The following is a 16,691-nucleotide window of genomic DNA, read 5'->3' on the forward strand; positions in this document are numbered from 1 at the left end:
ACCTAAATGAATATTGAGGGCCAGCCGCAGCTGGCTCATCCATACTGAGTGAGAATTCATGAGTCTGAATCTGGTGAGTGAGCAGCTACTGGCTGCCAATAACATTAGTCATAACGATCTGTTTGCCATTCTCGGCCAGCTCTCCGAGCGTAAGCTGGATTATGCCGACCTCTATTTCCAGTCCAGCTATCATGAATCCTGGGTGCTGGAAGACCGCATCATCAAAGATGGTTCCTACAATATCGATCAGGGCGTGGGCGTGCGCGCGGTCAGCGGTGAGAAAACCGGCTTTGCCTACGCCGATCAGATCACCCTCAATGCGCTGCATCAGAGCGCTACAGCGGCCAGGAGCATCGTACGCGAGCAGGGCAACGGACAGTCGCACACTCTGGGCGCGGTGCTGCATCGTCCGCTGTATCCGGCGCTCGATCCGCTGCAAAGCCTGACCCGTGAAGAAAAAATTGCCCTGCTGCACCGCGTAGACAGCGCTGCCCGTGCCGCCGATAAGCGCGTGCAGGAGGTTTCTGCCAGCCTGACCGGCATCTATGAGCTGGTGCTGGTGGCGGCCACCGACGGTACGCTGGCGGCAGATGTGCGTCCGCTGGTTCGTCTGTCCGTAAGCGTACAGGTTGAGGATAACGGCAAGCGCGAGCGCGGCTCCAGCGGCGGCGGCGGTCGTTACGGCTATGAGTTCTTCCTGGCCAATGAAGATGGCGAAGTGCGTGCCGATGCCTGGGCGCGTGAAGCGGTGCGTATGGCACTGGTTAACCTGAACGCCGTGGCGGCTCCGGCGGGTTCGGTGCCGGTGGTTCTGGGCGCGGGCTGGCCAGGTGTGCTGCTGCATGAGGCGGTCGGCCACGGTCTGGAAGGTGACTTCAACCGTCGTGGCACCTCGGTATTCAGCGGCCAAATGGGCGAACTGGTGGCTTCTGAACTCTGTACCGTGGTCGATGACGGTACCATTGAAGGGCTGCGTGGTTCACTGGCCGTGGATGATGAAGGCGTGCCTGGCCAGTACAACGTGCTGATTGAAAACGGTATTCTTAAAGGTTACATGCAGGATAAGCTTAACGCGCGCCTGATGGGCGTTAAGCCAACCGGCAACGGTCGCCGCGAGTCCTATGCGCACCTGCCGATGCCGCGCATGACCAACACCTATATGCTGGCTGGTAAATCTACCCCGTCAGACATTATTGCCAGCGTGGAATATGGTCTGTACGCGCCGAACTTCGGCGGCGGTCAGGTTGATATCACCTCCGGTAAGTTCGTCTTCTCAACTTCGGAAGCCTATCTGATCGAGAACGGCAAAGTGACTAAGCCGGTGAAGGGGGCAACTTTGATCGGCTCAGGTATCGAGGCGATGCAGCAGATTTCGATGGTCGGCAACGATCTGGCGCTGGATAAAGGCGTCGGCGTATGCGGTAAAGAAGGGCAGAGCCTGCCTGTTGGCGTCGGTCAGCCAACGCTGAAGCTGGATAAACTGACGGTAGGCGGCACGGCGTAACGCGCGGCCGGGTATTCCTTCGCAGTATCTGTTTTATCTCGGGCGATCGCACAGGCGGCCGCCCGATGTTTTATCTCCACGCTAAACCTTGCGAAATTCCCGGTAGATCTCATCCACCTTATCGAAGTAGCTGATAAGGTAGTTAATGCACACCTGAACCTTAAGCGGCAGCTTGTCTTTTTGCGTATACAACGCATAGACCGGGCGTGGCATGGAGTGGTACTGGGTAAACAGGATCTCCACCTCACCCGCGTTGATCTCTTCAATCACCCACATCAGCGGCACATAGGCGATACCGGTTCCGGCCTTCAGCCAGCGGATTAACGTCTGGGCATCATTGGTGGCAAAACGCCCCTGCGGCGATAAGCGTACAGACTTGCCTTCCGGTGAGGTCAGCTCAAAGTCGTTGTCCGTGCGCACGCTGTACTCAAGCCATGAAAAGTTGCTGATATCGGCGGGATTTTCCGGCGTGCCGTGCTGCGCCAGATAGCTTTTTGCCGCGCAGACCACCATCGGCATCGATCCCAGACGTCTGGAGAACAGCCCGGAATCCTGCAGCGTCCCCACGCGCAGAACCAGATCCAGGCCATCGGCAATCAGATCGGGGGCCGGAATGCCGGTGACCAGATTAATCGTCAGACCGGGATATTCCTTGAGCATCTCGACCGTCATCGGGGCCAGCAGGTTTTGCGACATGGTGGAAGAACTGCCGATGCGCAGGGTGCCAATCGGCGTATTGTTAAATGCCCACAGCTGTTCATGTACCTGCTGAACTTCAGACAGCATTCTCCGACAGCCCTGAAAATAGATCTTTCCCGCCTCGGTCAGCCCGATGCTGCGCGTACTCCGGTTGAGCAATTTGACCTGCAGCTCATCTTCCAGCCGGGCCACTATCTGGCTAACTGCCGAGACGCTGAGCTGGAGTTGCTGTGCCGCGGCGGTGAACGAGCCGAGTTCAACCACTTTGGCGAAAACGGACATGCCTTTCAGTCTTTCCATTATTAACCCTAGCTTAAAAGTGATTTAGATCACATTTGGTAGATAACTTATAGTCATGCGCGTTACTATAGCAGCGCCGGACTAACGTTCTGAAGTCCTACTCCTATTTTAAAGCTCACTTTATAAGCTACTATTTTGTGAGTATCGGTTGTGATCCGGGCCCAGCTCCGTGGCCATCATCAGCCTGAACTTTAAACTGCCCTGAAACAGGTGGGAGAACGTTATGCGTCTTCAGATTCCGGTATGGTTTTTACAAGGATAAGAGATGAGTGTGCTACCTGTTATCGTGGTTTTCGGGCTTTCCTTTCCGCCCATTTTTTTTGAAATTGTCGTGTCACTGATGTTGTTCTGGCTGGTTCGCCGCCTGCTGATGCCGACCGGACTGTATGACAGTGTCTGGCACCCGGCGCTGTTTAATACAGCTCTGTACTGCTGTCTGTTCTACCTTGTATCCCGCTTGTTCGTCTGAGGTCATCGTGAAAGCACTAATAAAAAAAATTTCCCGTTTCGCCATTACCCTGATTTTGGTGGCGATCGCGGTTGTTCTGATTTTCCGCGTTTGGGTGTTTTATACCGAATCCCCGTGGACCCGCGATGCTAAGTTTACCGCCGATGTGGTCGCCATTGCGCCCGATGTGAGTGGGTTGATCACCGATGTGCGCGTGCGTGATAACCAGCTGGTCGTGAAGGGCCAGGTGCTGTTTGTCATCGACCAGCCGCGTTACCAGAAAGCGCTGGAAGAGGCGAATGCCGACGTTGCCTACTATCAGGCCATTCTCGGCGAAAAGCGCCGCGAAGCGTCGCGCCGCAATCAGTTAGGGGTTTCCGCAATGTCGCGGGAAGCGATCGATCAGGCCAACAATGATTTCCAGACCACCGAACACCAACTGGCGAAATCGATCGCTACGCGCGATCTGGCGCAGCTGGATCTTGAGCGTACCGTAGTGAAGGCACCGTCAGCCGGATGGATCACCAACCTGAACGTTTACGGCGGTGAGTTTATTACCCGTGGTTCGACGTCGGTGGCGCTGGTTAAACAGAATTCGTTTTATGTGCTCGCCTATCTGGAAGAAACCAAACTCGACGGCATCCGCCCTGGCTATCGCGTTGAAATCACGCCGCTCGGCAGCAACCAGGTCATTCTGGGATCCGTTGACAGCGTGGCCGCAGGGGTGACCAACAGCAGCAGCACCGTCGACAGTAAAGGTATGGCAACCGTCGATTCGAATCTGGAGTGGGTGCGTCTGGCGCAGCGCGTGCCGGTCCGTATTCGTCTGGATAAGCAGCCGGGGAATCTCTTCCCGTCAGGTACCACGGCGACGGTGGTGGTGACCGGTGAGCAGGATCGCCAGGCAAAAGACGTTTCACCGCTGATGAAACTGCTGCATCGCCTGCGCGAGTTTGGCTAAGGTGGCGTAAATGATGCAGTGGTATCGTCTGCGATTCCCTATCAAGCTGACCTTTGCCATCATTCTGGCGCTGTTTGTTGGCTTTGAATTCAACCTTGAAACCCCGCGCTGGTCGGTGATGACCGCTGCGATTGTCGCTGGCGGTACGGCCTTTGCCGCCGGGGGCGATCCCTTCTCCGGGGCGCTACGCTATCGCGGCATGCTGCGTATTGTCGGTACGTTTATCGGCTGTATAGCGGCATTGACCATCATGATCGCCACTATCCGTGCACCGCTGTTGATGCTGCTGCTGTGCTGCCTGTGGGCCGGCGTGTGCGTGTGGCTCTCTTCGCTCATCAAGCTGGAAAACTCCTACGCACTAGGCCTGGCGGGCTATACCGCATTGATTATCGTCGTCAGCGTGGATTCAAGCGGTTCGCTGCTGTTGGCACCGCAGTTTGCCGTAGAGCGCTGTAGTGAAATCATCATCGGGATCGTCTGCGCCATTCTGGCCGATATGCTGTTTTCACCGCGATCCATCAAGCAGGATATTGACCGCGAGGCCGATGCGCTGTTGATGGAGCATTACCGACTGATGCAGCTGTGCGTCGCCCATGCCGACAAGGATGAAGTGGATAAAACCTGGGCCGGTCTGGTGCGTCGCACTACGGCGCTGAAGGGCATGCGTTCGCTGCTGATGATGGAGTCGGGTGGATGGCCGAAGGTCGAGCGCCGTATGGCGGTCATGAACACGCTTTCGTTGACGCTGATCACCCAGGCTTGCGAAACGTTCCTGATCCAAAATTCCCGCCAGAGCTATGTGCCGCCTCAGTTTGTGATGCTGTTTGAAAAGCCGGTTGAAAGTACGGCGGATATCCACAAGCGGATGAAAATCATGCGGCGAATTATTACCGTCAGCGGTAGCAAAAATACGCCGGCGACCATCCGCAGCTGGGTGGGGGCAGCCAGTCGCTATTTGCTGCTGCTAAAAGGGATACACACCAACAGCAGCATCAGTCGGATCGAAGAAGAGGTGCTGAATGCCGAGCCGGAGGTCAGGATGCGGTCGGCAGAATCCCGGCATGCAATTATCAACGGTGTTCGTACCTTCGTCGCGACGGCCGTGGGCTCCGTATTCTGGCTGTGGACCGGCTGGGCCTCGGGCAGTGGGGCGATGATTATGCTGGCGGTGATCACCGCCCTGGCAATGCGCATGCCTAACCCGCTGATGATGGCCAAGGATTTCCTTTACGGAATGCTGTTCGCTCTGCCGCTGGGCGCACTCTATTACATGGTGATCATGCCGGCTACCCAGCAGAGTATGCTGCTGCTGTGCATCGCTCTCGGCGTGATGGCGTTTGTGGCCGGTATCTTTATTCAGCGGCGTCAGATCGGTACGCTGGGCGCGCTGGTGGGGACGATTAATATTCTGACGCTGGATAATCCAATGACTTTCGACGTCAGCACCTTCCTTGATGGTGCGTTGGGGCAGGCTATCGGCTGTTTTGTCGCGCTGCTGGTGATCCTGCTTATTCGCGACAGCTCCAAGGCGCGCGTGGGCCGGACGTTGCTCAATCGCTTTATGTATGCGGCGGTTTCAGCGATGACGACCAACACGGCAAGGCGGCGGGAAAACCATCTTCCCGCGCTTTATCAGCAGCTGTTTATGCTGCTGAATATCTTCCCGGGCGATATTGATAAATTCCGCCTGGCGCTGACGCTAATTATTGGTCACCAGAGGCTGCGCGATGCGGAGATCCCGATTAACGACGATCTGTCGGCTTTCCACAAGCAGCTGCGCCATACCGCCGATCGAGTGATTTCAGCGGGTAGCGATGCGAAGCGGCGCCACTATTTCACCCGTCTGCTGTCCGAATTTGATATTTACCAGCAAAAGCTGGCGCTGTATGAGGCACCGGTTAGCGTCACCGAGCCGGTGGCACGGCTGGCGCAGATGTTGAAAAAATACCAGAATACCCTGATTCAGATTTGATCCTGCCGCCGGTAGTGCAGGCTACCGGCATCTCCCCGCACTTTTCCGCCTGATGATGTCATTCCGTCACAAAACCGCATGGTTTTGCCATCTATACTTGTTGATATAACCGCAATCGAACCGGGACAAGCCATAAACGATCTCATCTTTAAGGAAAAGGGGCTTGTACAGACGGGACACCTTGCTGCGGAAAATTGATGTAAACCTGCGTGTTGGGAATGCCATCTGGCACTTTCCGTGGGCCTGAAGCGTTGTATATGTGAAGTAAAAGGTCGATTCCTGACCTGCATATTGTTGGACTGTAACCCGGCGGGCGGCATGTCGTCCGGCAGTTTTTTCAGCGGAGCAGCCTTAATGAGAAAAGAGATTTTTGACTTTAACGTGATTGTCGATAGGGCGCATTTTTATCGCCAGTTCAGCGAGCGCTTCGCTCTTGAGCCGCACGACATTAGCGATCTCGACAGCTTGTGGGATGTGCTGACTGCGGTGGCGATGCCTTTACCGCTGGAAATTGAGTTTATCAATCTGGGAAGTGGTCAGAAGCGCCGCTATGGTGCGCTGATTCTGCTGTTTGATGAAGCGGAAGAGGAGCTGGAAGGCCAGCTCTACTTCAATGTCAGATAGCTGCCATCAAAAAGGGCCCCGGCGAGCGGGGCCAAAAGGTTCGTCATATTGGGCTATCAACGGATAGCCATCGACGAGGAATAGCTTAGAAATCTGAGCGGTTACGTGCCCGCTATCCTGACTGCGGTTTCAACCATCTACCAGGCGCTTGCCCTACATATCCGCATTTTATGACAGCTGCTCTCACGTAACGGGCTGCAGCATTAAACCTGCTCTTAATATTATCGCCGGACGCCACGCATCCGGTACGAATACTTATTTATACAGTTCAGCTGTGGCGTGGTAATTACCATCGTTATGCGCTTCGATCACGCGATAAGAGGTCGCACCCTGCTGGTCCGCTTTATCAGACAGCTGCTGACGAATATCGCTTGGCGCGCCATCAATGCCGCTGACGCTGATGGTTCCGACGGACTGCAGATTCTGCTGAGCAACCTGATCGGTATTCACCAGTTGAGCAGCGCTGGCACTGAATGAAAGAACAGAAGCAAGACCTAAAGCAGCGATAGTAAATGTGGTTTTCATGATTGACTCCAGATAATGTTTTTTCGGTAACCGAAAGGGCTAAAAAGCATTTATTATTCTTGGGGTTACCGTACTAATTGTGTTGAAACCGAATAACGTTTTTAAATCGGTATTATTTATAAATCTCAGCGGTGGCATGCCAGTTACCGTTCTGATAGCTCTCGATAACGCGGTATGCACTGGCACCTTTCTCGGTCGCTTTGCTGTCCAGCGCCTGACGGATATCCATTGGCGAACCGGCAATGCCGCTTACGCTAACGACACCGATTGACTGCAAATTTTGTGCCTGAGTGGTATTGACAGATTCGGCGGCAAAAGTGCCGAATGACAGGGCAGATAGTACGCTTAAAGCGGCAATAGTAGTTTTAATGTTCATGATTTTATTCCTCGTCAACTGTTTTTATCTTTTTATTTACTGTGATTCTCATCACGGAAATAAGTATAGATCTGATAACGAGAAATATTAATAGCAGGCTAATAATATTTTTTTGGGATTTATTGCAACTGTGTGCGGTTTTTATAACCAGTCGTTATAACAAATGCTTATATTTTGCTCTGAGACTGTTAAATTCGCGTAAAAACATTAACCTGCGCGACTTTAACTATTTGTGCGGTTATTTGTGGCGGATCACATGGGTGAAATAAATTTCGCGATGTCTGGCCCCTGCTTTTGATCTAAAGGCCAGTCATATCTGCTGTTGTGGTGCGGTTCAGCCCGCATTTGCTTAGGCGTTGTTGGACGATAGGCCTGACAAACCGTCATGCAACAGGTGTTAGCATGGAGTTAACCGTTGGGAACGGGCTGGTTATGCTTATAACCCTGCCTTTTAAAGCTCCTGTTCAAACAGCGCCAGTATTGCATCATGTAGCTGTTTGACGGTAAAGGCGCGTGCAGGAGTAATAAAGATGGTGTCGTCTCCGGCAATGGTGCCAAGGATGCCTTCGGCTTTACCCAGTGAGTCGAGCAGGCGGGCAATGAGCTGGGCGGCTCCCGGGCTGGTGTGGATCACGACCAGCGCATCGTTGAAGTCGACGTCCAGTACCAGGTTTTTCAGCGGGCTGGTGGTGGTAGGAACGCCAAGCTCGGCGGGCAGGCAGTACACCATCTCCATTTTCGCGTTACGGGTGCGTACCGCGCCAAACTTGGTCAGCATCCGCGAGACTTTTGACTGATTGATGTTCTCGAAGCCTTCTTCCTGCAGCGCATTAACGATTTCGCCCTGCGAGCTGAATTTTTCTTCTTTTAGTAAGGCTTTAAACGCCTTAATCAGTTCTTCTTGCTTTGATGGGTTACGCATAGGTTACCGATAAAAGGGAGTGAAAGGGGGAACCCCAAGCGGGATAGTACATTATTATGCAATTAAATGAATTTTTATGCAAACGGGAATTATTCGGCGAGGTGACAGCTTTACCGGGGGCGGATTCTAACAAACTTTGGTACTGAAAAGAAATGGACTCCACGTGTACCATTCTGCACAATAAGTGAACAATTTGTTATAAAATTGATGTTGTTCGGATAAGTGCTATAGGTGTAAGGTACGCCGGATCACGATGTCTGCATGTTGCAATGACTGGCGACCAGCGATAACAGGATGTAATGCGGGCATATCTTCAGCATTTGCTGCTTTTTAGTGCGTAAGTACGCAAAATGGCAAACCCGCTATCGTCATTATCCCACAGGTCGTCTAAGGTCTTAAGCAGATGGATTTCCCGGCATAACATGCTCAAAATAATAAGGAGTTTAGGATGAAAGTTGCAGTTCTCGGTGCAGCGGGTGGTATCGGCCAGGCTCTGGCCCTCCTACTGAAAACCCAGCTTCCGGCTGGTTCAGAACTCTCTCTCTATGACATCGCCCCCGTTACCCCGGGTGTTGCGGTAGACCTTAGCCATATCCCTACAGCAGTCAAAATTGAAGGCTTCAGCGGTGAAGATGCGACCCCGGCTTTGCAGGGCGCTGATGTGGTGCTGATTTCCGCCGGCGTGGCGCGTAAACCGGGTATGGACCGTTCCGACCTGTTTAACGTCAATGCGGGTATTGTGCGCAATCTGATTGAACAGGTCGCTACAACCGCACCAAAAGCGCTGATTGGCATTATTACAAACCCGGTTAATACCACGGTAGCCATTGCGGCTGAAGTGCTGAAAAAGGCCGGTGTGTATGACAAAAACAAACTGTTCGGCGTCACCACGCTGGATATTATCCGCGCCAACACCTTTGTGGCTGCGCTGAAGGGCAAGCAGCCACAGGATCTGAACGTTCCGGTCGTGGGCGGCCACTCTGGCGTCACCATCCTGCCTCTGTTGTCGCAGATTGAAGGCGTGAGCTTTACCGAGCAGGAAGCGGCGGATCTGACTAAACGCATTCAGAATGCCGGTACCGAGGTGGTTGAAGCGAAAGCCGGTGGCGGTTCAGCAACGCTCTCTATGGGACAGGCCGCCGCACGCTTCGGATTGTCGCTGGTGCGCGCCCTGAAAGGAGAAAGCGATGTGGTGGAATGCGCCTATGTCGAAGGCAGCGGCGAATATGCCCGCTTCTTCTCACAGCCGCTGCTGCTGGGCAAAAATGGTATTGTTGAACGTCGGCCGATCGGCAAACTGAGCGCGTTCGAACAGCAGTCGCTGGATCACATGCTGGATACGCTGAAAAAAGATATCGCCCTCGGCGAAGATTTTATTAAGTAAGTCCGTATTTCGCCCCGTCGACTGACGGGGCGATACAGCCGAAGCGTTCCCCGCTACTGGCTCTTATTCTCTTCCGGGTATTCCAGCACCGTGACCGGCAGTGTCATCTTCTTATCGTTGCGCAGGATTTCCACTTCGATCACCGTTCCGGGGCGGATCTCTGCAACCTGATCCATGGTTTCCATCGCTGAAACGGCAGGGGCATTATTCACCCGCGTAATCACATCGTGGATTTGTAAACCGGCCGTCTGCGCCGGGCCGGTTGGATTCATGCCGGTTATTACAATACCCTGCGGATGCTCCAGCGTCGTGTTCTGGCCGGTAAAGCGTGGGATCTCCTCACCGGTAATACCGATATAGCCGCGGATCACTCGTCCGTCGCGGATCAGCTTATCCATGATCTTTGTCGCCAGCCGTGTCGGAATGGCAAAGCCGAGCCCTTCCGGCGTCTCGCCATCGCTGCTCTTATCGAATGAAAGCGTGTTGATCCCCATCAGTTCACCCAGCGAGTTAATCAGGGCGCCGCCGGAGTTACCTCGGTTAATCGATGCATCCGTTTGCAGGAAGTCCTGATGGCGTGATGGACTTAACCCCACGCGGCCGGTCGCGCCAATAATTCCCTGAGTGACTGTTTGACCGATGTTGTACGGGTTGCCAATCGCCATCACCAGATCGCCGATATGCGCGACGCGTTTCGGATTGATGGGGATAACCGGCAGATTAGAGGCGGTGATTTTCAGTACGGCGAGATCGGTCAGCGAGTCTGAACCTACCAGCATCGCCTCAAAATAACGGCCGTCCTGCAGACGAACGATGATCTGATTAGCATCGTTGATCACGTGTTTGTTGGTCAGAATATAGCCGCGGGGATCCATGATGACTCCGGAACCCAGGACATCAGAGGTGTTGCTGGCGCTGCGGTTATAAACGTAAACCACCGCTGGTGCGGCGCGCCGCACGGCATCATTGTAGCTGACCGGTTCCTGGTCGGCGCTGTCGCCTGGCTGGGACAGCAGATCGCCACCGAACTTAAGGTCCGGTACGGCTACCAGAAGAATACCCGCTATGATCAGGCCGAATATCACGGAACGTAAAAGTTTAGGAAACATGGTTTTAAGCGGTGAATGAATGAACTACTGGCAGGATAACATGAGTTGCGCGGGCACAGTAGCCTGTGCCCGCGCGGTGGACTACTGAAGCAGTAAATAGATACTGTCGCTGCCGCGAATGATATTCAGCGCCAGCAGCGGGGGCTTGCCTTCCAACTGCTTGCGTAGCTCTGCCAGATTCTGAACCGGGTTGCGGTTCAGGCCGACAATCACATCATCCTTCTGCAGGCCAGCGATGGCCGCAGGGGTGCCTTTCTCAACGTTGTCCACCTTGACACCTTTAGTGCCATCCGCTGCCGCTCCGTCGCTGAGCGTTGAGCCCTGAAGAGCCGGGGCCAGCTGTTCTGCACTGACGGTAGCCTGGCTACTGTTATCCAGCTTAACGCTGACGGTAGCCGGTTTACCTTCATGCAGCAGGCCAACCTTCACTTCCTGCCCTGGTGCGGTGGTGCCAATTTTCACCCGCAGTTCGGCAAAGTTATTAATCGGCTTGCCGTCCACGCTGATGATAATGTCACCGGCTTTGATACCCGCCTTCGCCGCTGCCGAACCGGCCAGCACTTCGTTAACGAAGGCTCCACGCTGCACGTCAACGTTGAAGGCTTTGGCCATATCGGCGGTCATTTCTGTGCCTTTAATACCGAGCTGACCGCGTTTGACTTCACCAAACTTAATAATTTGCTGAGCCAGATCCATCGCCATGTTGCTTGGGATCGCGAAGCCGATACCGATATTGCCGCCCGCTGAGGAGAGAATGGCCGTATTCAGGCCGATCAGCTCACCGTTCAGGTTCACCAGCGCACCACCGGAGTTACCGCGGTTAATGGCGGCATCGGTCTGGATGAAGTTCTCCAGCCCTTCCAGATTCAGGCCGCTGCGCCCCAGCGCTGAGACAATGCCGGAGGTTGCCGTCTGGCCTAAGCCAAACGGATTACCGATGGCGACGGTAAAATCGCCGACTTTCAGCTGGTCCGAGTCAGCGATAGTGACCTGAGTCAGCTTCGTGGCTCCATTCAGCTGGATAAGCGCCACGTCGGTTTGTTCATCGTCACCAATCAGCTTGGCGTCAAATTCACGGCCGTCGCTGAGCTGTACTTTAATCTTGTCTGCGCCGTTCACTACATGGTTATTGGTCAGGACATAGCCCTTCGCCGCATCAATAATGACACCGGACGCCAGACCTTCAAAAGGCTGCTTTGGACCGTCATCCTGCTCACCGTCCTGACCCAGAAAGCGTTTCAACTGCTCAGGGATCTGCTGGTCCTGCTTCTGCGTTCCTTCAACGTAGACGCTGACCACGGCAGGTAGCACTTTTTCCAGCATAGGGGCCAGGCTGGGTAGCGGTTGTCCTTCAACTTGCGCAGGCAGTGATGCCTGGGCGGAAGGGGCAACCAGAGCCAGATTAAGGCCGAGACTTAATGCTAATGCGCTTAACAGAAATGATTTTTTTTTCATCGCTACGACGCTCTCGCTACCGGAGAAGTGATTTGAAAATCCTGCACATGCAGGCTCTGAGGTGTGACTGACAGCGATATTTGCAACGAAATGGGGTGCCAGGCACCCCATAAGAATGGCTTACTTTCCTGCCGGGCGTTCACCGCGCAGCAGGCCGGAAGCGCTGTCCGGGTAGTCACGTGGCATCTGAACCGGTGCCTGATCGTTATCAGCTTCTGACTCAGTCAGCTGATAAGCAAAGGGATTTTTCTCTCCCGGCAGGTTCGGTAACAGGTCGTTAGACCCTTTTGCCATATGTTGGTACAGCTGGCGATAATCGCGGGCCATATTGTCCAGCAGCTCGGCGCTGTGGGCAAAATGGTTGGTCAACTCTTCGCGGTATTCCGCCAGCTCTGCTTTGCTTTTTTCCAGTTCATACTGCAGCGAGCGCTGCTCACGCAGTTTCTTGTTACCAAAACGCATTGCAACCGCGCCGATAATAATCCCAACAACTAACCCAATAAGCGCGTATTCCCAGGTCATAATAACTCCCGTTTTGTCTTCGTTGTTCCGTAGGGTCTTTCCATTCACTATTAGCCACTATAACCGCTAATGTTATGGAAGTGGAATCCTGTGGCCGCTTCGCTTAGTGTAGAACGACTTTTTTTTCGACGATCAACCCTCCGGCACGGCCATTTTTTCAGGGAATGTGACTAAATTATGCAAAAGATGTCCCCTCTGGCGCTCTATGAGCAGGCGCTGGAAAACGGCGAGTATCAGCCTGATGCAGTACAGCACGCAGCAATCACCCAGCTTGACGGCATATGGCAGGCGCTTAGCGGTTCCCGTGCCGCTCCGGTTCAGAGCAGCGGTGGGCTGTTTGGCAAATTAAATAAGCTGTTGGGCAAAGGGAAAACTGACTCCCAGCCTCCGGCGCGCGGCCTGTATATGTGGGGTGGCGTTGGGCGCGGAAAGACCTGGCTGATGGACATGTTTTTTCAGGCAATTCCTGGAGAACGCAAGCAGCGTCTGCATTTTCACCGCTTTATGCTGCGCGTGCATGAAGAGCTGACAGAACTGCAGGGGAAAAGCGATCCGCTGCAAACCGTCGCCGACCGCTTCAAGGCAGAAACGGATTTGCTGTGCTTCGATGAATTTTTTGTCTCCGATATTACGGATGCGATGCTACTGGGCACGCTGATGGAAGCGTTGTTCAGCCGCGGCATCACTCTGGTGGCGACCTCAAACATTCCGCCGGACGATCTCTATCGTAACGGCTTGCAACGTGCGCGTTTTCTTCCGGCCATCGAAATGATCAAGCAGCACTGCGATATTATGAACGTCGATGCCGGCATTGATTACCGCCTGCGCACGCTGACTTCTGCTCATCTGTGGATGACGCCGCTGGATGACTCCACCTCAAAGGAGATGGAGCGGATGTTTGTTGCGCTGGCCGGTAAGGCGCGGGAAGCGCATGCACCGCTGGAAATTAACCATCGCCAGCTGCCGACTCTCGGCATGGCGGAGGGCGTGCTGGCGATGAGTTTCCTCACCCTGTGTGGAGAAGGGCGAAGCCAGCACGACTATATTGAGCTATCACGCCGTTTTCACAGCGTATTGCTGTATGATGTGCCGGTGATGATTTACAAAACCGAAGATCAGGCCCGGCGTTTTCTGGCGCTGGTGGATGAGTTTTACGAGCGTCACGTGAAGCTCGTGGTTTCAGCGGAAACATCACTTTATGAAATTTATCAGGGCACGCGGCTGAAGTTTGAGTATCAGCGCTGCGTTTCCCGCCTGCAGGAAATGCAGAGTGAAGAATACCTGCGGCTGCCACATCTGCCCTGATTAAAAAAGGACCTGGCGGAACGGCAATTTTATCGTAGAAAGTGTTCGATTTTTATGGACGACTTCTCTATAATCTTGCGACCCCACGTTACAACAAAGGTTTTTTTCCCAAAACTCTTTGTGTTCCAGTAACTCTATCCGAAGGGGTGGGCTTACTGGTCAAGATGGTCGTGTGAGCTCCAACCGTTTATTCAAGCGTTTGGGATTTCACCAACGTGTAACTTAATTTGGGTAAGCTTTTAGATGAAAACTTTTACAGCTAAGCCAGAATCGGTCCAACGTGACTGGTATGTTGTTGACGCAACAGGCAAAACATTAGGTCGTTTAGCGACTGAATTGGCTCGTCGCCTGCGCGGTAAGCACAAAGCGGAATACACTCCGCACGTTGATACTGGTGATTACATTATCGTTCTGAACGCAGAAAAAGTTGCCGTAACCGGTAACAAGCGTACCGATAAAGTGTATTACCATCACACCGGTCACATCGGTGGTATCAAGCAAGCGACCTTCGAAGAGATGATTGCTCGCCGTCCTGAACGCGTGATTGAAATCGCGGTTAAAGGCATGCTGCCAAAGGGTCCGCTGGGCCGTGCTATGTACCGTAAACTGAAAGTTTACGCGGGCAACGAGCACAACCATGCGGCACAGCAACCGCAAGTTCTTGACATTTAATCGGGATTACAGGCAATGGCTGAGAATCAAAACTACGGCACTGGTCGCCGCAAAAGCTCTACCGCTCGCGTATTTATTAAGCCGGGCAGTGGTAACATCGTAATCAACCAGCGTTCTCTGGAACAGTACTTCGGTCGTGAAACTGCCCGCATGGTAGTTCGTCAGCCGCTGGAACTGCTGGACATGGTTGGTAAATTCGATCTGTACATCACCGTTAAAGGTGGTGGTATCTCTGGTCAGGCTGGTGCGATCCGTCACGGTATCACCCGCGCTCTGATGGAGTTCGATGAGTCTCTGCGTGGCGAACTGCGTAAAGCAGGCTTCGTTACTCGTGATGCTCGTCAGGTTGAACGTAAGAAAGTCGGTCTGCGTAAAGCACGTCGTCGTCCACAGTTCTCCAAACGTTAATTTATTCTGCTTCGGCAGAGTCAATTATCGAAAAACCCGGTGCCTGGCGCCGGGTTTTTTATTTTCTACTGGTGCAAAAAGCGCGAAAGCAATCTTGCTTTATCACTTTTCCCTCGTAAATCGGTATTCGTCCCCGCACAAGCTGGCTAAAATCTGGTAAACTGTGTGTCACTTTGTGCCCATTGGCCATGCAACAATGACGTGCAGCTCTCGCCTGTGGCTGGAGCGGTCAATCATCGGGCTAATGGCAATAACGAGTCGCCGCGTGGATGGCTATTCGCAGTAATTTTCTGGATAAACTTGGAGGTTTACATGGCTGTCGCTGCCAACAAACGTTCGGTAATGACGCTGTTTTCTGGTCCGACTGACATTTTTAGCCATCAGGTTCGTATCGTACTGGCTGAGAAAGGTGTTAGCGTCGAGATCGAGCAGGTTGAAACGGATAATCTGCCCCAGGATTTGATCGACCTCAACCCGTACCGTACCGTGCCAACACTCGTTGATCGTGAGCTGACGCTGTATGAATCTCGTATCATCATGGAGTATCTGGATGAGCGTTTCCCGCATCCTCCACTGATGCCGGTATACCCGGTCGCACGTGGTGAAAGCCGTCTGATGATGCATCGCGTTGAGCAGGACTGGTACAGCCTGATGCGTAAAGTTGAGAACGGTACGGCGCAGGAAGCCGACGCGGCGCGTAAGCAGCTGCGTGAAGAGCTGCTGGCTATTGCGCCACTGTTCTCCCGCACGCCGTTCTTTATGAGCGAAGAGTTCAGCCTGGTGGACTGTTATCTGGCTCCGCTGCTGTGGCGTTTGCCGCAGATGGGTATTGAGCTTAACGGTGCCGGTTCGAAAGAGCTGAAGGGCTATATGACTCGCGTCTTTGAGCGTGATTCGTTCCTCGCTTCCCTGACCGAAGCCGAGCGTGAAATGCGCCTGCAAACGCGGGGCTGATTACAATGGAAATGTCGCAACTTACCGCACGTCGCCCTTATCTGTTGCGCGCTTTCTATGAGTGGTTGCTTGAGAACCAGCTCACCCCGCACCTTGTGGTCGACATTAATTTGCCGGGAGTGATGGTTCCTCTGGAATATGCGCGTGATGGCCAGATTGTGCTGAATATCGCGCCGCGCGCCGTAGGGAACCTGGAACTGGGTAACGATGAAGTGAGTTTTAACGCTCGCTTTGGTGGCGTACCGCGGCAGGTCAATGTGCCGCTGGCAGCGGTACTGGCGATCTATGCCCGTGAGAATGGGGCCGGAACGATGTTCGAACCGGAACCTGCCTACGAAGGTGCCGGGGAATTTGATGCTTCCGCTGGACAGGATGAAGCGCCGGAAACCCTGATGTCGGTGATCGATGGCGATCGTCCTGATGACGAGAGCGACGATCATACGCCTGATGACGAACCGCCTCCGCGCGGTGGCCGTCCGGCGCTACGCGTCGTGAAGTAAGTCACAGAAAAGCAGCATAGAAAAACGGGCCAGTTGGCCCGTTTTTTTTTG

At 53.7% G+C, this 16,691-nt stretch carries 18 protein-coding genes; 11 read left to right on the forward strand and 7 right to left on the reverse strand.

The annotated features are described in order from the left end of the window. Positions 1-58: 58 nt before the first annotated feature. Positions 59-1,504, forward strand: coding sequence for a metalloprotease TldD (tldD, locus tag EC836_RS19040; RefSeq protein ID WP_123336038.1), 1,446 nt, complete (start codon positions 59-61; stop codon positions 1,502-1,504). 81 nt (positions 1,505-1,585) lie between these two features. Here the strand turns inward: tldD and aaeR are convergent, their stop codons facing one another. Beyond that, positions 1,586-2,503, reverse strand: coding sequence for an HTH-type transcriptional activator AaeR (gene aaeR / locus EC836_RS19045; RefSeq protein WP_123336040.1), 918 nt, complete (start codon positions 2,501-2,503; stop codon positions 1,586-1,588). Positions 2,504-2,768: 265 nt separating this feature from the next. On the opposite strand from aaeR, the gene aaeX reads away from it, so the two are divergent. The 4 genes from aaeX to EC836_RS19065 all read left to right on the forward strand — a co-directional run bounded on the left by aaeX (position 2,769) and on the right by EC836_RS19065 (position 6,508). Continuing rightward, positions 2,769-2,972, forward strand: a complete 204-nt coding sequence (gene aaeX, locus EC836_RS19050) for a p-hydroxybenzoic acid efflux pump operon protein AaeX (protein ID WP_123336042.1) — start codon at positions 2,769-2,771, stop codon at positions 2,970-2,972. A 7-nt stretch (positions 2,973-2,979) separates the two neighbouring features. Further along, entirely contained in the window at positions 2,980-3,912 is a 933-nt protein-coding gene (gene aaeA / locus EC836_RS19055; protein ID WP_123336044.1) for a p-hydroxybenzoic acid efflux pump subunit AaeA, read from the forward strand. Between the two features lie 13 nt (positions 3,913-3,925). After that, a complete protein-coding gene (aaeB, locus tag EC836_RS19060) occupies positions 3,926-5,884 on the forward strand; it encodes a p-hydroxybenzoic acid efflux pump subunit AaeB (protein WP_370348256.1) in 1,959 nt (652 codons plus the stop codon). A 354-nt stretch (positions 5,885-6,238) separates the two neighbouring features. Further along, positions 6,239-6,508, forward strand: a complete 270-nt coding sequence (locus EC836_RS19065; protein WP_123336475.1) for a barstar family protein — start codon at positions 6,239-6,241, stop codon at positions 6,506-6,508. A 255-nt stretch (positions 6,509-6,763) separates the two neighbouring features. Here the strand turns inward: EC836_RS19065 and yhcN (EC836_RS19070) are convergent, their stop codons facing one another. The 3 genes from yhcN (EC836_RS19070) to argR form a co-directional block, all read right to left on the reverse strand. Continuing rightward, positions 6,764-7,033: a peroxide/acid stress response protein YhcN gene (yhcN, locus tag EC836_RS19070; protein WP_123336048.1), complete on the reverse strand. Its 270-nt coding sequence runs from the start codon at positions 7,031-7,033 to the stop codon at positions 6,764-6,766. 112 nt (positions 7,034-7,145) lie between these two features. Beyond that, complete coding sequence (yhcN, locus tag EC836_RS19075) at positions 7,146-7,409, reverse strand: peroxide/acid stress response protein YhcN (protein WP_123336050.1); 264 nt, start codon at positions 7,407-7,409, stop codon at positions 7,146-7,148. Positions 7,410-7,860: 451 nt separating this feature from the next. Continuing rightward, positions 7,861-8,331 (reverse strand): transcriptional regulator ArgR, encoded by a 471-nt coding sequence (argR, locus tag EC836_RS19080; protein WP_123336052.1) that lies wholly within the window; start codon positions 8,329-8,331, stop codon positions 7,861-7,863. A 448-nt stretch (positions 8,332-8,779) separates the two neighbouring features. On the opposite strand from argR, the gene mdh reads away from it, so the two are divergent. Further along, on the forward strand, positions 8,780-9,715 hold the full coding sequence (gene mdh, locus EC836_RS19085) for a malate dehydrogenase (RefSeq protein ID WP_123336054.1): 936 nt from the start codon (positions 8,780-8,782) through the stop codon (positions 9,713-9,715). Between the two features lie 53 nt (positions 9,716-9,768). Here the strand turns inward: mdh and degS are convergent, their stop codons facing one another. The 3 genes from degS to zapG form a co-directional block, all read right to left on the reverse strand. After that, the gene (gene degS / locus EC836_RS19090; RefSeq protein ID WP_123336056.1) at positions 9,769-10,824 is read right to left on the reverse strand and encodes an outer membrane-stress sensor serine endopeptidase DegS; all 1,056 of its coding nucleotides are present in this window, start codon (positions 10,822-10,824) and stop codon (positions 9,769-9,771) included. A gap of 81 nt (positions 10,825-10,905) precedes the next feature. Further along, the gene (gene degQ, locus EC836_RS19095) at positions 10,906-12,279 is read right to left on the reverse strand and encodes a serine endoprotease DegQ (protein WP_123336058.1); all 1,374 of its coding nucleotides are present in this window, start codon (positions 12,277-12,279) and stop codon (positions 10,906-10,908) included. Positions 12,280-12,399: 120 nt separating this feature from the next. Beyond that, positions 12,400-12,801, reverse strand: a complete 402-nt coding sequence (gene zapG / locus EC836_RS19100) for a Z-ring associated protein ZapG (RefSeq protein ID WP_105592906.1) — start codon at positions 12,799-12,801, stop codon at positions 12,400-12,402. 177 nt (positions 12,802-12,978) lie between these two features. On the opposite strand from zapG, the gene zapE reads away from it, so the two are divergent. The 5 genes from zapE to sspB all read left to right on the forward strand — a co-directional run bounded on the left by zapE (position 12,979) and on the right by sspB (position 16,640). Then, entirely contained in the window at positions 12,979-14,106 is a 1,128-nt protein-coding gene (gene zapE, locus EC836_RS19105) for a cell division protein ZapE (protein WP_123336060.1), read from the forward strand. 243 nt (positions 14,107-14,349) lie between these two features. Next, entirely contained in the window at positions 14,350-14,778 is a 429-nt protein-coding gene (gene rplM, locus EC836_RS19110) for a 50S ribosomal protein L13 (protein WP_123336062.1), read from the forward strand. 15 nt (positions 14,779-14,793) lie between these two features. Further along, positions 14,794-15,186: a 30S ribosomal protein S9 gene (rpsI, locus tag EC836_RS19115; protein ID WP_056231096.1), complete on the forward strand. Its 393-nt coding sequence runs from the start codon at positions 14,794-14,796 to the stop codon at positions 15,184-15,186. Positions 15,187-15,498: 312 nt separating this feature from the next. After that, on the forward strand, positions 15,499-16,140 hold the full coding sequence (gene sspA, locus EC836_RS19120) for a stringent starvation protein SspA (protein WP_123336064.1): 642 nt from the start codon (positions 15,499-15,501) through the stop codon (positions 16,138-16,140). Between the two features lie 5 nt (positions 16,141-16,145). Beyond that, positions 16,146-16,640, forward strand: a complete 495-nt coding sequence (gene sspB / locus EC836_RS19125; protein ID WP_123336066.1) for a ClpXP protease specificity-enhancing factor — start codon at positions 16,146-16,148, stop codon at positions 16,638-16,640. Positions 16,641-16,691: the final 51 nt, after the last annotated feature.

It is taken from the genome of Erwinia sp. JUb26, from assembly GCF_003751505.1.
Taxonomy (GTDB): Bacteria; Pseudomonadota; Gammaproteobacteria; order Enterobacterales; family Enterobacteriaceae; genus Erwinia.

Bases quoted from the DNA above. Each gene is read 5' to 3' on its own strand.
- tldD (WP_123336038.1), top strand. From the start codon at position 59: ATGAGTCTGAATCTGGTGAGTGAGCAGCTACTGGCTGCCAATAACATT.
- aaeR (WP_123336040.1), bottom strand. From the start codon at position 2,503: ATGGAAAGACTGAAAGGCATGTCCGTTTTCGCCAAAGTGGTTGAACTC.
- aaeX (WP_123336042.1), top strand. From the start codon at position 2,769: ATGAGTGTGCTACCTGTTATCGTGGTTTTCGGGCTTTCCTTTCCGCCC.
- aaeB (WP_370348256.1), top strand. From the start codon at position 3,926: ATGCAGTGGTATCGTCTGCGATTCCCTATCAAGCTGACCTTTGCCATC.
- EC836_RS19065 (WP_123336475.1), top strand. From the start codon at position 6,239: ATGAGAAAAGAGATTTTTGACTTTAACGTGATTGTCGATAGGGCGCAT.
- yhcN (WP_123336048.1), bottom strand. From the start codon at position 7,033: ATGAAAACCACATTTACTATCGCTGCTTTAGGTCTTGCTTCTGTTCTT.
- yhcN (WP_123336050.1), bottom strand. From the start codon at position 7,409: ATGAACATTAAAACTACTATTGCCGCTTTAAGCGTACTATCTGCCCTG.
- argR (WP_123336052.1), bottom strand. From the start codon at position 8,331: ATGCGTAACCCATCAAAGCAAGAAGAACTGATTAAGGCGTTTAAAGCC.
- mdh (WP_123336054.1), top strand. From the start codon at position 8,780: ATGAAAGTTGCAGTTCTCGGTGCAGCGGGTGGTATCGGCCAGGCTCTG.
- degS (WP_123336056.1), bottom strand. From the start codon at position 10,824: ATGTTTCCTAAACTTTTACGTTCCGTGATATTCGGCCTGATCATAGCG.
- degQ (WP_123336058.1), bottom strand. From the start codon at position 12,279: ATGAAAAAAAAATCATTTCTGTTAAGCGCATTAGCATTAAGTCTCGGC.
- zapG (WP_105592906.1), bottom strand. From the start codon at position 12,801: ATGACCTGGGAATACGCGCTTATTGGGTTAGTTGTTGGGATTATTATC.
- zapE (WP_123336060.1), top strand. From the start codon at position 12,979: ATGCAAAAGATGTCCCCTCTGGCGCTCTATGAGCAGGCGCTGGAAAAC.
- rplM (WP_123336062.1), top strand. From the start codon at position 14,350: ATGAAAACTTTTACAGCTAAGCCAGAATCGGTCCAACGTGACTGGTAT.
- rpsI (WP_056231096.1), top strand. From the start codon at position 14,794: ATGGCTGAGAATCAAAACTACGGCACTGGTCGCCGCAAAAGCTCTACC.
- sspA (WP_123336064.1), top strand. From the start codon at position 15,499: ATGGCTGTCGCTGCCAACAAACGTTCGGTAATGACGCTGTTTTCTGGT.
- sspB (WP_123336066.1), top strand. From the start codon at position 16,146: ATGGAAATGTCGCAACTTACCGCACGTCGCCCTTATCTGTTGCGCGCT.